Origin of the sequence: Tumebacillus lipolyticus (genome assembly GCF_042682745.1) — a bacterium.
In the GTDB taxonomy this organism is placed as follows: Bacteria; Bacillota; Bacilli; order Tumebacillales; family Tumebacillaceae; genus Tumebacillus_A; species Tumebacillus_A lipolyticus.
The window spans coordinates 1,220,824-1,236,710 of the sequence record NZ_JBHUIO010000005.1; the positions used below are offsets into that span (position 1 = coordinate 1,220,824).

At 55.5% G+C, this 15,887-nt stretch carries 9 protein-coding genes; 5 read left to right on the plus strand and 4 right to left on the minus strand.

Translation table 11 applies throughout. From position 1 onward, the window contains the following. Nucleotides 1-309: 309 nt before the first annotated feature. Complete coding sequence (locus ACFSOY_RS10870; RefSeq protein ID WP_386046495.1) at nt 310-1,209, minus strand: alpha/beta hydrolase family protein; 900 nt, start codon at nt 1,207-1,209, stop codon at nt 310-312. A 379-nt stretch (nt 1,210-1,588) separates the two neighbouring features. Here ACFSOY_RS10870 and ACFSOY_RS10875 point away from each other — a divergent pair, with 379 nt between their 5' ends. From ACFSOY_RS10875 to ACFSOY_RS10885, 3 genes are all read left to right on the plus strand, one after another. After that, entirely contained in the window at nt 1,589-2,179 is a 591-nt protein-coding gene (locus tag ACFSOY_RS10875) for a DJ-1/PfpI family protein (RefSeq protein ID WP_386046497.1), read from the plus strand. Nucleotides 2,180-2,430: 251 nt separating this feature from the next. Further along, nucleotides 2,431-2,616 carry a hypothetical protein gene (locus tag ACFSOY_RS10880; RefSeq protein WP_386046499.1) on the plus strand — a complete coding sequence of 62 codons (186 nt, stop codon included), beginning with the start codon at nt 2,431-2,433 and terminating at the stop codon, nt 2,614-2,616. Nucleotides 2,617-2,836: 220 nt separating this feature from the next. Beyond that, a complete protein-coding gene (locus tag ACFSOY_RS10885; protein WP_386046500.1) occupies nt 2,837-7,228 on the plus strand; it encodes an AAA family ATPase in 4,392 nt (1,463 codons plus the stop codon). Between the two features lie 85 nt (nt 7,229-7,313). Here ACFSOY_RS10885 and ACFSOY_RS10890 read toward each other — a convergent pair whose 3' ends face one another. Next, nucleotides 7,314-10,931 (minus strand): cadherin-like beta sandwich domain-containing protein, encoded by a 3,618-nt coding sequence (locus ACFSOY_RS10890; protein WP_386046502.1) that lies wholly within the window; start codon nt 10,929-10,931, stop codon nt 7,314-7,316. A 69-nt stretch (nt 10,932-11,000) separates the two neighbouring features. On the opposite strand from ACFSOY_RS10890, the gene ACFSOY_RS10895 reads away from it, so the two are divergent. Continuing rightward, nucleotides 11,001-11,264, plus strand: a complete 264-nt coding sequence (locus ACFSOY_RS10895; RefSeq protein WP_386046503.1) for a hypothetical protein — start codon at nt 11,001-11,003, stop codon at nt 11,262-11,264. A 500-nt stretch (nt 11,265-11,764) separates the two neighbouring features. On the opposite strand, the gene ACFSOY_RS10900 is transcribed toward ACFSOY_RS10895, so the two are convergent. Then, nucleotides 11,765-14,005 (minus strand): ATP-binding cassette domain-containing protein, encoded by a 2,241-nt coding sequence (locus tag ACFSOY_RS10900; RefSeq protein WP_386046505.1) that lies wholly within the window; start codon nt 14,003-14,005, stop codon nt 11,765-11,767. Between the two features lie 326 nt (nt 14,006-14,331). On the opposite strand from ACFSOY_RS10900, the gene ACFSOY_RS10905 reads away from it, so the two are divergent. Beyond that, a complete protein-coding gene (locus ACFSOY_RS10905) occupies nt 14,332-15,147 on the plus strand; it encodes a DUF2935 domain-containing protein (RefSeq protein ID WP_386046507.1) in 816 nt (271 codons plus the stop codon). A 235-nt stretch (nt 15,148-15,382) separates the two neighbouring features. On the opposite strand, the gene ACFSOY_RS10910 is transcribed toward ACFSOY_RS10905, so the two are convergent. Then, nucleotides 15,383-15,886: a hypothetical protein gene (locus tag ACFSOY_RS10910; protein ID WP_386046509.1), complete on the minus strand. Its 504-nt coding sequence runs from the start codon at nt 15,884-15,886 to the stop codon at nt 15,383-15,385. Between the last annotated feature and the right edge of the window lies 1 nt (nt 15,887).

Consider the following 15,887-nt stretch of genomic DNA (forward strand, 5'->3'; position numbering starts at 1 on the left):
CATCTCCTTGTAACGCCCATCAGACAGGGTGGATTTTCTTCACTTCTTTTAAAGAACGATCAAGATCTGTGTGGCTATTATATCTTAATTTGCCGGATTTTGTCATTCAAATTTGTAATAAAAATGAGTTGGTAGCTTCACTAATTCAGATTATTATTCATCGCAACTTTATCACGGGTCGCAACGATCATGAAGCGTTAAATTGATGGGCCGGCAGTTGCTTCAATTGACCGCTTCCCTCACTAGGGATGCGCTTCTCCGCTTATCGTACCAGCAAGTTCGAAGGGCACCCAGTCGGGTGCCCTTCGATCAGATCGATGGTTGATGGCTGCGCAGGAAATGCAATACTTCAGCCTTGAGCCGCTGATGAAACTGTTCCCGATCAAATCCGGGCGGGTCTTGGGAGGGAGGAAATGACGGGGTGATCATCGATTTTGGAAATGGGCTTAGGAAAGAAAAGTGTCCTGCATTTTCGACCGTTGTGTACTGAATCTTATTCGGGTCAGCTACTCCCCCGATAATGATCTGTGCGTGAAAAGGAGGAGTGTACGGATCATTCTCCGCATCAAGCATGAGGATCGGGAGGTTAACCGCACGCAATGCCCCTTCAGCCCGAAACCAAACGGACGCCGGCGCCAATAGAACCAGAGACTTGATCCGGTGATCTGGCACTACCTCGATGATCCGGGATTGTCCATCTGATGACTCCTGCGGAAACGAGGTCGGTATGCCGCCTGCTGCTGCCAACGCGGTGTAGCCGCCCAAGGAATGCCCGATGACCGAAACGGCTTCAGGTATGATTTTACGGCTGAACCCCTCATGCTCAAAAAACCAATCGATCGCCAGGCGAAGATGCCTCGGTCTGTATTCGAGGTTCTGAACCGTCCCTTCCAGGCGATTGTCGTCTCGATTGTTGTACAGATGCTCGGGCATGCCGACGATAAAGCCGTTTCGCGCTAAATGCCGAGCAAGCGTCCGATACACAAGCGGAGAGCCACCCGTACCATGTGAAATGAGCACGAGAGGAAACTCCCCTTCCAAGAGTTCTGCGTCTCTAGCCACTTCCAGCACATAGGGCCCTAGTTGCTCTGCTTGTTCAGGCCTGTCTGTCGGATACATCACCCGCATGGAAAACGGAACTCCCAGCGAGGCGTCGAATAGTTGTACTTCAGAATATCCTGCATACACTTGCCGATTCCTTTCTGTCATTCAAGAAAGTCCTCCAATCCTCTTTGTGCTCGGGACGATCGCATCGGGATCTAGATGTCAAATTATGAATCCTCCTGCGGTGGCCCCTGATATCTATGATCATCGTGTGCAAATTCGGTCGGTTCCTTCGAATATTCCCTGATTATAGCAACCGTGTACTATAATTATACTGAAATGTGTCTTCTATTCTCGCAACGGCGTTCTACCACCCGATTTTGTCTGCGTATTACCAGTCCCTAAAAGCAATTGGGAAACATCATGTAACCGCCGTTGGCGGCGTGGCCGGCAGCTGTGCAATATCATATTTGCCGTCCTTAAGGAGAACAGTCAGCATCGGGCAACACCACCTAAAAAATTTACCATTGTGGGGGGAAAAATAATGATTGATTTTAACATCATTCTGTTTGACGATTTTGAAACGCTTGACGCTTTTGGCCCTGCCGAGATTATTGGAATTGTGCCCGAAATCTACAAGCTGGACTACTTTTCATTACATGGGAAAACCGTAACCAGTAGTCAAAATATCCGGGTAACTACCAAACCTTTTTCCGATATGAATCCAGAAGGCGTTTTACTGATACCAGGGGGTATGGGAACTAGAGCACTGGTAAATGACGCTGATTTCATCCATGAACTGAATACGATTGCTCATAAAGCTGCTTTTGTCTTAACCGTTTGTACTGGTTCTGCACTTCTCGCAAAAACTGGGATGCTTGACGGGCGACCTGCTACATCAAACAAAATGGCTTTCGAGTGGGTTCAATCTGTCAATACCAAAGTGGATTGGGTTAAACATGCCCGCTGGGTAGCTGACGGGAATTGTTACACCTCTTCCGGTGTTTCTGCGGGCATGGACATGACTTTAGGATTTGTCGGCGATATCCATGGCCAAGACATCGCGAAGAGAATTGCAGATGATATTGAATACATTTGGAACTCTAACAAAAATTTCGACCCTTTTGCCCTTTGACTTTAAATAGCAGTTCTTTCACCACTTCGGGCCAACATGGCCCGAAGTGTCAACGCTCATCATGGGCTACGGAGTGGCGGTCTTTGATGGCAACCAGCGCATGATCGATTATCTGCGCCATTCGAGGTATTTCTGCCGGACCACCCTTGCATACTCGCTAAAATATACCCTAAAAGAGGTATGGAGCAGAGGTCGGCGCTTCTTTACTATATGTAATGGAAGACTTTATCAGGAAGGGAACAGCAACCGATATGGGAAATGCACTTACCGCTTTTGCCTTGGCCTTTTTGATCGGAGCCATTTTTTACGGTATTTTGTGGTGGCAGGGTGACGGCATGGGCCTCAGATTTGCCAAATGGTACTTCATTATCCTCTTCGTTGTATCGATGATCGTCGGAATCGTCACCCTCATCACTGGCAACAGCATCTTCGAGTAAACTTAGCCCCTCTCCGAACAAATAACAAGAACGGCAAGAACGCCAAGGTGCTTCCCTGGCGTTCTTGCCGTTCTTGCCTTGCGCAAATCGGCGATTTACAAAGCGAGGAGCCCGCGATAGACTGATGCAAAGAAATATTTGACTCTACCTTAAACACAATCCCTCTTTTGTTAAGACATTGACTTACCTAGCCTGCTTGATGGACGGTGTGATCGATTTTATGCCAAATGCTGATATAAATCGCAGTGTGTACGATGTAGGAAGCGACACTCCCTTTGCGACGTTGCGGGAATGGTTGCTCAAGCGAACCGCCATGCCGCCGGAGCAATTCCTGCCTTTTGCCCGTGCACTGGCGGCCGCGCTTGCCGAGAGCTGCAACCGCGGCTTCCCTTTGCCGGAGTTGCAGCCAGATAAAATCGCCGTCGCTGTTGACGGCAGCGTTCGGCTGTTGCAGAGGGAGCAGCGCGACCCGCTGGGCGAAGCTACCTGGCCTTATTGCTCTCCTGAACGCACGGGGCGCATGCAGCGGCAGGAGGACGAGCGCAGCAGCCTGTATTCGTTAGGCGTTATTTTCTATGAAATGCTCGCGGGGTCGCCGCCGTTTGCGGCGGACGATCCGCTCGCTTGGATGTATATGCATCTGGCGCAAAGTCCGCCCCCGCTGCGCGGGCGGCTGCCCGATCTGCCGGAAGCGCTGGAGCAGGTCGTCCTGAAGCTGTTGGACAAAAATCCGGACAGGCGCTTCAAATCAGCAGAAAGCTTGCTGGCAGCGCTTGAAGATTGCGAGCAGGCCAATCCGGCCCAGCATGGGGCGCCCGGCTTCTACGGACGGGAATCTGAAGTCGCACAGCTGGAGCATGCGTTCCGCTCCGTCTGCCTCGGATCGTCCGAGGCCGTATACGTATGCGGAGAGGCTGGCGTTGGCAAATCGCGGTTAATCGAAGAGACGTTCCGCGACGGCAAGCTCGCCGATTCCTATTACTTCATCTCCGGCAAATTCGAGCAGCTCGCTTCCGGCGTGCCCTATGAGCCGATCGTCAAAGCGTTTCGCGGCTTAATACGCCGACTGCTCGGCGAATCGGAGGCAGCCTTCGAGGCGTGGCGTGAGAAGCTGACACGGACGATGGGAAGTGTAGCTGGCGTAGTCGCCGCGCTCATCCCTGAGACGCGTCTGCTGTTCGGAACGGATGCGGCAAGCGAAGAGGAACTGCCGACGGCAGAAGCGCGCAATCGGTTTCTCTACGCATTCCGCCGCTTTGTAGGAGCACTCGCGGCCAAGGAGCATCCGCTCGTGCTGTTCATCGACGATCTGCAGTGGGCAGATATGTCGTCGCTGCAGCTGCTCGACGCCTTGATCCGCGATCCGGAATGCCAATATTTGCTGCTCATCGGCGCCTATCGCCCGGAGCTCGGCGCTTCGATGCCGCTGCCCGGCTCTGGAGCGGAGGGAAGCGCATCGGAACAGACTGTCATGCGGTATATCCGGCTCGCCTCGCTGCCGCTGGAGACGCTCAACAGACTGGCAGCCGACACGCTCGGTGCGGCCGAGGTTCAGACGCTGCCGCTGAGCGCAGCATTGGTCGCCCGCACCGGCGGCAACCCGTTTCACTTCAAGCAGTTGCTGCTTCGACTGCGCGATGAACGGCGCTTGCAGTGGCAGCCGGACAGCAACATCTGGCAGTGGCAGATCGATTCCACCCTTGGCGACGATGCCGAATTCGAGGTCGTCGGCCTGCTGGATTACCGGCTAGGGCTGTTGCCACAGTCTGCTGTCGAGCTATTGAAGGCGGCTGCCTGCGTGGGCAGCTCGTTCAACCTCAAGCTTGTCGCCTCCGTCTGCAGACTTTCGGAGGAGCAAGGTCTGGCAGCCTGGCAGGCGATGGAAGCCGGAGGGCTGGTGCTCCGCCAGCCGGACGGAAGCGCCCACTTCGCCCATGACAGCATTCAGAAGCTGATCTATAACCGGATCGGCGAATCGGAGCGCTCGCACCTGCACCTGGCGATCGGGCGATCCATTTCCGCAGAAAGAACGAGCGAAGTCGGCGGAGACGAGAGGCTGTTCGAGCAAGCCTTGCACATGAACCGCGGAGCGGAACTGCTGAACAGCGACGAGGAACGGCTTGCGCTCGCGGAGCTGAATTTACAGGCTGGCAACCGCGCCTTGGCCACTTCTGCCTATGATGCTGCGCTCAGCTACTACAGTCGCGGCAGCTCCCTGCTCGAAGAGGGGCACTGGAACGACCGCTTCGATTTGTGCTTCGAGCTGAGCGTCCGTTTGGCAGAATGCACCTATCTGTGTGGACAGGGAGAAGATTCGCTGCGACAAGTCCATACCTTGCTGACGCGAGCGCGCAATCCGATCGAACGCAGCCGCGTGCAAATGATCCGCATTATGCAGCTCATCAATCAAGGCAAATATGCGGAAGGAACTGCGCTCGGCATGCAGAGTTTGTCCGAGTTCGGAATTCGCCTGTCCCCGAAGCCTGGCCCGCTGCGGTTGCTGGCCGAGAAGTGGAAAACGAACGCGATGCTGGCCCGCTCAGATGATCGACTGCACCAGCTGCCAGAGATGACCGATCCGCAGCTGATCGCCGCCCTAAACCAGATTGTGGCGATTGTGCCGTCCACCTTTTTTACCGACAAAAAAGTATTCTTCCTGCTGACGAGCAGGGCATTGCGGCTCTTGCTTCATGGTGGCCACTCTCCGCTTGCGGCTGTCGTCTTCTCCGCTTATGGCATGCTGGCTGAGACCGCTTGGCGCAAGCACGGGATGGCGATGCGGCTCGGTCGGTTGGGTGTAGCGCTCGCCGAAAGCGGCGGTCTGGCGTCGGTCAGCAGCATGGCGCTCACCATGCACAGCGCGGTCAACAGCATCTTCGCCGGAGACGCTCGCGAGACCGACCGCTACTTGCCCGAGGCGATGCGCCACGGCCTGAACGCCGGCGATTATATTTTTGCCAGCTTCGCCATGGGCGGCCATGTCAACTCCCTGTACACGCGCTGCTCGCTGCGCGAGATGGCGCGCGTCATCGCCGAGTACATGACGGTGCTTGAGACGACGAAGGATGAGTTCGTGCAGCAAAACTTCTATCTGTATCTGCAATGGATTGCTGCGCTTCAAGGGAAGACAGAATCGCCAGTTTCCTTCAACGACAGCCAGTTCTCAGAAGCGGCCTTCCTTGCTCGCATCGGGCGAGAGGAGACGGCCGCGACGACGCTCTATCAGTTCAGCACGTATAAAGCGCAGTTGTGCTACCTGCAGGGTCGTCATGATGAGGCTGCAGCATGGTGTCTCAGGGCAGCGGAGCATGAGCCGTATGCCACCCACCTCCCGCATCTGCCAGAATGCTGCTTCTACGAAGCGCTCGCTCTGATCGGCTCCCATCTCGCGGAGGGAGCCGGGCGTAGACGCGGCAAAGCTGCACGCATTCGGAAGCTGCTGCGCCGCTACCGCCAATTTGCGGCCGGCAGCGAGATCAACTTCCGCGCCCGCTGCACGCTGCTGCACGCCGCCTATGCCGAATCGCGCGGACGCGGCAAAGATGCTGAACGACTGTACGATGCAGCGCTCCGGGAAGCTTACGAATACGGCGATTTACGGGCGAAGGCGCTCGGCGGCGAGCTCGCCGGACAGTTCTATGAGCGGAACGGGCGGCCAGCGGCAGCGAGCCATTATCATCGAATCGCGCTGGAGGGTTATACAGAATGGGAGCTGCCCGGCAAGATCGAACTGCTCGCGACTAAGCTGAACGAGGCTCGTCGGGGCGAGCAACTGCGGCAGGGCAAGCCAGACGATTCGCCAAGAGCAGAGCTTTCCGCGGGAGACGCGGGGGCTGCGCGGCAGGTGCTGCGTGAAGCCGAGCTGGAAGCTGAGCTGACCGCCATTCTGCGCGCGACCCGCGTCATCACCGGACGCGACAATGCTGACACCATGCTCGCTGAACTGTTGACGATCATGATGACCTATGCTGGAGCCAGCACGGGCGCCCTGCTGGCGGCAGGCGGAGAAGATCTGCGCATTCAGGTCTACGCCGAGCCGAATCAAGCGGCCGTCGCCGCCGAGCGCGCGCTGCAAGGAAGTCCGCTGCTGCCCGAGGGCATCGTCCGCTATGTGTATCGCACACAAGAAACGGTTGCCTACAACGGGGAGTCGGACAGCTGGCTCGCGCGCAATCCCTACGTGGCGTTGCATCGCCCGCAGTCCATGCTATGCCTGCCGGTCAAGATTCACGGCACGCTGCTCGGCGTGCTCTATCTGGAGAACCGCCTCGCATCCGGCGTGCTCGATGCAGCGCAAACTGGCGTACTGCTGTCGATGGCCTCGCAGGGCCTGATGATGTGCGTGCTGCGGCAGTCCCCGGACGGTGAGCCTTTCGCCGAGGAGGATGCGCCGCAGGTGCAAGGCGATGTCATCGAGGAGCCGCTGACGGAGCGCGAGTTGGAAGTGCTCGCTCTGCTAGCTGCTGGGCTTTCCAACAAAGAAATAGCCGACCGCCTGATCATCGCGGTCGGCACAGTCAAAGTGCACGTCAAGCATATATTCGCGAAGCTCAAGGTCAACCGCCGCACGAAAGCGATCATGCAGGCGAAGGAACTGAAGCTGCTCGACTGATGGAGGAAGGGGGTCACTCTATGGGTGACCCCCTTCAAACTTCCCCGGTTTCAGATCGACTACATCCTGCATGCAGGATAACTCATCAGTCGGAATGTACCTGTGCCCTTTCGACTTCGCCGCTGAGGTAGCGGAGCGCCTCATACGTTTGCGAAGCGGAACGGATGGCGCCAGCAGCCCAGTGGGAGGCAGGCACGTCAGACCAAGCCTGACCGCCGTCCGGCAAGGACGGACGCCCGAGCACGCGGTTCAATATGGTGACCGCTTCGGCCCGCGTCACGCTCTGGTCGGGGCGGAAACTGCCGTCCTCGTAGCCGATCATCCATCCCCGGCGTTCAGAGGTAGCAATCGCTGCGGCAGCCCAATGGGATGCCGCGTCCGGGAAGCGGGGCTGACCGGATGCTTGCACTTGGCGCCACCGCACGAGCACTGTGGCCAGCTCGGCTCGCGTCAACGGGTCGTTCGGGCTGAACAGCCCGTCAGGTCGACCGCCCATCCAACCCGCAGCAGACGCCTGCGCGATCGCGTCTGCCGCCCAATGCGTTTGCGGCACATCGCGGAACGCCGCCGCACTGCTGTCGCCGGTGCGAGCACCTCCGTCCGCCGCCGTTAGCTTGGCAAGCAGAGCGGCCAGCTCGGCGCGCGTTACCGACCGGTCAGGGCCGAAGCTGTCGACGGTGTAGCCGCTGACATAGCGCTCGAATAAGGCTTTGATCGGCTCAGCCTGAAGCACCGCAGCTCGGCCGGAAGCGTCGGAGTGCACCGCGATGCCTGTCGCGCGGCCTTGCAAGTCGTAGCGAATCGTACCGGGCACGATCGATTTCGAGCCGTCACCGTTGACGATTAAGACCGCGAGCTTGCGCAGGGCGGCAGAATCGATTCCTTCAGGCAATGGCAGCACTAGCCAAGCGGCTTCGACCGCCCCGCCGGTGACGTTTGCCGTGACTTCGGCTGGAACGCCGACGAGCTTCACCTGCAACTCGCCCGCACCTGCCGCCTTGGCGTCGCTCAGCGTCTTCTCAGCGTCCTTCGGCTGGCGCAAGGCTCCCAATTCTACGACCAGCTCGTCGCCCGTTACGGCCAAAGTTCCGGTCGGCAATTCATAAGCGACAGCGCCGATGTCCAGCGTCAGCCGGATGTTATGCGCCGACAGTTGGGACAGCGCCTGCGCCGAGAGCCGGAGCTTGACGGCGTCCACCTGCGGAGCATACTCGCCGATCAGTCCGATTCGCAGCTCGTTCTCCCGGCTCGTCTGCGCGAGTGCGACGATCGCCGAGGCATCTTCCAGCTGCAGCTCTTTCATCATCCGACCGTCAGGGCTCTGGCTGGCAGTTTCGTTCAGCACCGCCGGAGCAGGCTTGCCGTTCAGCCACGCGGTAAATGCGGCAGACGATGATCCTCCGCTCGACGGCAGGCCTTCGCGAGTCGCTTTGATCGTATAAATCTTCTGCACGGATGGAAGATGTGCGGATACGACAATTCGAATCGTATTGACGCCGAAATTCAGCGGGATCGAAGCCGTTTCCCCGCGGACGAGCGCTTTGCCGTTTACGGTGACTGTGGCGTCCTCGTCCTCCGCAGCAGCTTCCAGCGTCATCGAGCTTACCTTCGTCCCCACTTTAAGCTCATAATTTTGCTGCTCGGGATCGAAGGTGGGAGAGAACGCCAGCTCTTCCTCGCCGACCCAAGCCACGAGCGAGAGAAGCGAGGCATTCGTGCGCCTGATATTGTCGATCTCGATCGTCTCAAGCGCTTCGTTGCCGGCAGCATCGCGGACATAGACGGTGTACGTACCGTTCACCTCCGCATCGAACTTCTTGTCTGCCTGAATATCCTCGCTCAACCCTTCGCGGAAGTAACCGATCGACCGTTCTCCCTCCGACCAAAGGAGGTCGGAAATCGAATTCCCCGCTCCCTGGGCCGCCGCTTGAACAGATACGGTCACTTTTCCGCCAACCGGCTGGGTCGTCTCCGGGATAAGCACAAGCGTCGGCGCGTCTCGGAAAATGTTCGCCACGGTCAGCTGTCTGATCGTTTCATTGCCAGCCTGATCAATGGCGATCACCGTATACGTGCCATTCATCTCAACAGTAAATTCACCGTCTTCCACCTCGCTGGACGGCCACGGAAAGTCCGGAATGGGAGCCGCTGACGCCCAGCGGACGCTCTCCATGCCGCTGCCGGTGTCCGCCGCATTCACGGCGATGGTCACGCTGGCTTTCGTTGGCGCGGTCGTGCTCGGTGTCAGCGTTAAAGTTGGCGCCTCGCGGTCGATATTGGAGATGTTGATGAACGAGATTGCCACATTGCCAGCCTCATCCCGTGCGTACACCGAGTAAAGGCCGTTCTCACTCGCTTCAAACTCCTCCGTCAAAAGCGCATTTTTGCCTCCGCCGTCCGCAAAGAAGGCGACATCTCGCTCGCCCTTGGCCCAGCGCAGCGCGACCAGCGAAATGCCAACCTCCTCCCCGGCGGAATGCGCTTCGATGCCAACCGTTACCGGCTCGTTTGTCGGGAAGCTCGGAAAAGGCGTCAGCGCAATCGACGGAGCCTGGCGCAGAAGATTCGACACGGTGATTGTCGCCAGCGCTTCGTTGCCGGCCGTATCTTCAACATAGGCAGTGTAAGTCCCGTTTGCGGCCACGAAAAATTCAGTCGTGAACGAAGTGCCGTTGCCTGATTGAAAATAGGCGGCATCCCTCGTGCCCTCCGCCCAGAGACGCTTGCCGATCGCGACATTGTCGGACGCCTCTGCCGTCACCACGACATCTGTATTCGTCGGTGCGGTCGTGCTCGGCGAAAGCGTCAGCGTCGGCGCTTCGCGGTCGATGTTGGCAACCGTCACCGGCATCAGGGTTACCTTGCCGATGCGGTCGCGAGCGTACACGGTGTAGATTCCGTTTGTGCTCGCCGTGAAGCTGTCGGTGAACGCAGTTCCTTCCGCCAAAAAGTAGGAGGCGTCTTGTGCGCCTTCCGCCCATTTGATTTGCTCCACGCCGCTTCCCGCATCGCTCGCCGTGACCTGTACGGTCACGTTCTGATTCGTCGCTCCGGCGGGCGATAGCGTATAAGAAAGAGTGGGAGCCATTTTGTCGTGGATGAGAGACGTGCTGTCTGTCGTCGTCGAAAGAACCGGCCCTGGCGCCCCTGCTAGGGAGTAGAATTCTGCCGACACCGGAATAGGCCCTTCCTCGACGTTATAATCGAACAGATAAAGGCTGCCCTGCCACGTGGTGCCGCCTCCCTCGGCGAACATGGTGCGGCCGGCAATCTTCAGGATCGGCTCCATGATCGGTCGGTCGGTTATGAGAGTGACCGTTAGGGAATCGCCAGGCTTGGCGTATTGAGAATTCCCACCGTCCGAAGAGATCGAAAAAGACACGACGGACGGAGTCGGTCGGTTCAGGTTGTAGGTCGTAAATTGAACGTTGCTAATCTCCACCCAGGCCGTATGGAAGGAGACGAGCGTCGCCCACAAGGCGTTCGGTGGAATTTCGGTCGCGGTTGTCGCGGTCAGCACATCGGACCCGTTCATCGAGTACTGGAAGACAGTATTCTGGATCGGGTCGCCCGGGGTACCGTCTATTTCGAAAGAGGAAATCGTGGCCCAGGTGGCCGTTGACGGGATACTCATTGGGTCGGACGTTTGCTGGATTTTACCATTTTGGCTGTATGTGTAACTTTCTGCGGTGCTGTTACGCATCCAGCCTTCCTCGTAAAAATTGGAAGGCGTAGCCCAATCTGCCGCAGCCGGCGGTAGGTCAAATGTTTGATGAACCGTGCCGTTAACGCTGTATACATAGTGAGTGACTTTTCCGGCATAGGTCGTATTGAACAGCATTTCGAAGTCGGTCATCAGTTTGCCTTGGAAAGCAGCCGCGCTGGCTGGCTGAACGGTTGCCGCCGTTGTCAGGGCTGCGAACAGCGGCAGCAGCAACACGACGACTGCCAGCAAGGATTGGATCCTGCGTTTTTTCATCGGACTATTCCTTTCGTCTGTAAAATCATCTCGTGCGAAATCGGAGCGAATGCCTGAGCAGAGAAAAAGGGAGCATCGCTCAAACCGTTCACCTCCCTCTCCGTTGTATTCAACGCTGTTAGCGTAAAGCGCGCACACCCAAAAGACCATACTCCCTTCGGGGTATTTTGACACGCTTCACCTCGCAGCCGCGTCAAAATAGACTCAGCAGGAAAAGAGTCGGAGCGTCGCCCTCCTTTGCAAGCCCCGCAGCAAAAGGCAATCTTCAGGGCGCTATTCGTAGCAGATTCACCTGCAACTTGTAACAACATCATGAGGGGCTGTCTCAAAAGGTCATACATTGACCTGAGACAGCCCCTCTCTGTTGGGACACGGTATATGAAGTGTTGAATTTGAGCAGCCGCAGCAACTCAATGTCCAATCAGGACTCCCCTACGCCGCAGATTTAGACTGGATCAAGGCATCAAGCGGTGAGCAGGTATTCGCTCAACCAGAGGTTCGTTTCACTTGGCAAGAGGCGTTGAAGTTCGCTGTTCCTGCGCAGTGCACACTCATGCTTACAAATACCGCGCCGTGACGGAACGCTCACACTTCACAAGTTCGGCGGGCGGCCCTTCGAAGAGAATCTCCCCGCCGCCGGTGCCGCCATCTGGGCCCAAATCGATGATCCAGTCGCTCTTGCGGATCACGTCCAGATTGTGTTCAATGACGATCACAGTGTTTCCTTTCGCCACCAGTTGATCGATGATGCGCAAGATGGTGGCAACATCAGACATGTGCAACCCGGTGGTCGGTTCATCAAGAATGTAGATGTTGCCTTTCTTGTTCAATTCCTTACCCAGCTTCAGCCGCTGGCATTCCCCGCCGGAAAGCGTGCTCAGTGGCTGCCCCAAGGTCAGATAGTCAAGGCCGACCGTTGCCAGGCTCTTCAACTTGCTCCGAATGTCCTTCGCTTCGAAAAACTCCAAAGCTTCCGCAACGGTCATCTCCATCACATCTACAATGTTTTTCCCCTTGTACAGATACCCGAGCACATCCCGTTTAAAGCGGGTGCCGTCGCACTCACTGCAGACCATCTCCACCTTATCCATAAAGGACATGTTGAGCTCCACGATTCCCGTGCCTTTGCACGTTTCACAGCCGCCCTCCGAGTTCGAACTAAACAGCCCGCCCTCCACATCGTTTGCACTGGCAAACGCTTTGCGGATCGAGTTCATGATGTCCGAGTACGTGGCCGGATTGGAGCGTATGTTGGCGTGTACCGAGCTTTGGTCGATGCGAACCGCTTCCGGAAAATCTTTAGCAAACACTTCGTTGACCAGCGTGCTTTTGCCGGAGCCTGCCACTCCTGTCACCACGGTGAACACACCTTGGGGAACGCGAAGGCTGACATTTTTCAGATTGTGCAGGCTGCTTGTGCTGCTTTCGAAAAACTTGTCCACCGGCCGTGGATCTGCATTGATGGCGGTGTCGCGTGTTAAATAGTTGGCGGTGAGCGTATCGGAAGACAACAACCCCTGATAACTGCCGCTGTACATGATCTGCCCGCCGCCGGAGCCCGCTTTCGGCCCGACGTCAATGATGTGGTCGGCAACTTGAATCACATCGGGGTCATGCTCCACCACCAGCACGGTGTTGCCTCTGTCCCGCAGTTTGACCAGCATTTCATTCAATCGATACACATCCCGCGGGTGCAGGCCTGTGCTCGGTTCATCGAAGATGTACATCAAGCCGGTTAAGCTGCTGGACAGATGCTTCACCATCTTGACCCGCTGCGATTCGCCGCCAGATAACGTCGTCGTTTCCCGAGACAGGCTCATGTAGCCCAACCCGATCTCACACAGATTTCTCAGCCGTTCCACAATGCCATCCACGACCGGTTTCGCCATCGGATGATCTACTTGCATCACCACATCGATCAGCTCATCCAATTGCATGTCGGTCATATCAGCAATGGAGTAGCCCAAGATCTTGGATGTCAACGCCTTCTCGTTATAGCGCTTACCATGGCAAGCTGGGCAGGTGACAGTCGTGGTGAACTGATTCAGGATTTTGGCGCCCGCTTTCGAGGTGTCTTTGTCCGTTTTCACGTTCAAGCGCATGAATCTGACCGCAATGCCCTCGTATGTGGCGTTCAAATCGCTGTCCTGATACGTGACCACCACTTTTTGCGGCTCCGCATCCATCAGCTGCTCCAGCTCTGCTTCTGTATAGTCTTTTATCTTTTTCTCAATGTCGAAGAAACCTGACTCCGCATACATCTTCCACAGCCACGTCCCCGGCGCAAAGCCTGGCAACAAGATGGCGCCTTCACGCAGCGATTTTTCCCGATCCAGTGCAGAATCTACATTGAGCGTGATGGTTCGGCCAATCCCCTCGCATTTGGGGCACATGCCGCTGGGATCATTAAAGGAAAAGGCGTTGCTGTACCCGACCTGCGGTTCGCCAAAACGTGAAAACAGCAACCGGAACAGCGCATTGATGTCTGTTATAGTCCCCAGCGTAGAGCGAGCATTCCCGCCCAGCCGTTTTTGGTCGACCACAATCGCCGTGGACAGGTTGCTGATCTCATCCGCTTCCGGCCGGCTGTACCGCGGCAAAAACGTTCGTACATAGCTGCTGTACGTTTCATTTAACTGTCGCCCTGCTTCCTGAGCGATCGTATCAAACACGATGGAGGACTTACCCGATCCAGAAACCCCGGTAAAAATCGTGATTTTGCCTTTGGGAATCTGCACGCTGACGTTCTTCAGATTGTTTACCCTCGCGTTCATGATTTCGATAAATTCCTGTTTCATCTGATAGCCTCCTCTTCGTCTCTCATTCCCGCAGACATCAATTATCCCAATTGGCAGCTCCAACATGCAAGGAGTTTTTTGCGGAAAGTTTCTATGTATTCAATTATTAACCACGATCAGTGCAAAATAGCATGATGCATGAAATAATTTCTTGCTCGTGCTTGGTGGGCAGTCATTGGGAGGTCTGGCAGTTCGTATTGATCATGTTGGCCCAACATCGATTTTTCTCGATCTGAGGATGTACGCCGGGTACCGGATAGGCATGTGAAAACGCACTCTTACATAGGGTGAAGGAATGGGGAGTCATCTGAAAGGAGCTGTAGAAAATGGCGGGAATGTGCTTTGAGGACGGCGCCCTCTTTGAACTCCGATTTTGGCTGCAGATTTTTGGCGATCATGCGAGGTTTATTCGGGATGGGCTTGCCTCAGGGGAAGCGGCGGAAATATCCGTTGCGCAGCAGTTTATTCAGGCATTTGACAAGTTGTTGGATACCGCGCGGCGGAACCTGGATGGCGAGAGCATCGCAACCTTGCTTCAATCTGTCAATCCTTGGACTTCACAATTGCGTAGCTATAAGCTTCATTTGCTGCGACGGTCTCTAACAGGGGATATCTCCATCCATTTGTCCCAGACGTTTTTGAATCATATGGTCAATGAAATCGAGGAAGCGATGCGTGTTTTTGCGGCGCTGACAAGCGTCCGACTACCTCCTTCGGGACCAGCGGTTCATCAGCATTTGCTTTGGCTTCAAGACGCAGTCGGCCACGCGGGCATCTTGTCTGGCCAATTCGATCTGGTCGAGCAGAGCTGGAAAAACAAGAGCGAGGAATTCGAGCGCTATTTTCAAAACTATTATCTGAAAGCGATCGAGCTTGCCGGATATATGCGTACTGGCTTGACCGATTTCCCCGCTTTGCGAAGGTTCAATCGGGAAGCCAATTCTGTGATGCTTCTTTTTATGAAATTTCTGTCCGAAGTGCAGGAGCTTACAGCTGGAAAGGAATTACTGGGCACGATAGCACAGCTGATGCCCGATCATATGTATCGTGAAGAGTGCTATTACTTGACCAAACTCTCTCAAGCTGCTGCAGGTGTGCCCCACCTTGATTGCGATCCTGCCAAACCTAGAGCTGGGAACTGATCTTGCCTATCTGTTCTTTTCTGAGCATTAGACAGCCTTGGAGGTCTGCTTCATGTGCTTTGCCCCAACTCCCTTGCTCGGTCGAGCCCAGATGATGAAGTAGTTAGGTTACACAGTTCAAAAGAATCCTTTCCCAATTTTGGAAAAGGAACTTCTCATTTCAAGCCTTCATAACAGAGATTTTCATTTTTCTCCATTACTGACTGTAGCGTTCAGCAGATATGCAGGTTGTTTCTTACAGCACTTTTAAATAGATCTTTCGAATGCTAGCTTTCTCCTCAGCTTCACAAATCTCTGCAAGCTTGCTCCGAAAAGCATCATTCGCGTATTTAGGTAAACTGTAGATTTGCGTAAGCGCATAAGCTGCACTCCAACGTACCACCGTGCCGCTATCTTGAGTATTCTCCAACAAGCGCTCGATCGTAGTTTCAAGATCTTCCGCGAAGAGATGGGCGATATTTCCAATGACTTTGGCCGATTCCCATTTAAGACGCGATGCCTTTGCTCCCAGATGGTCAGTGGCGAATTTGAACAAATCCGAATTTGCCACTTCAGGCTTGTTGCTCGTGGCATATTCAAATGCTTCCATGCATGTCGCTTTCAAAGGTTCCTTCGCTGTGTTCGCAAACTGAATAACGTCCAGAACAGCCAATTCCCCGTCTAATATAGTAGCAGCAAGCGCTTCCGTTTTTTCTTTTGGTTTGATGTCTTTTCTTTTTATCAATTCGTTTAGATTCATG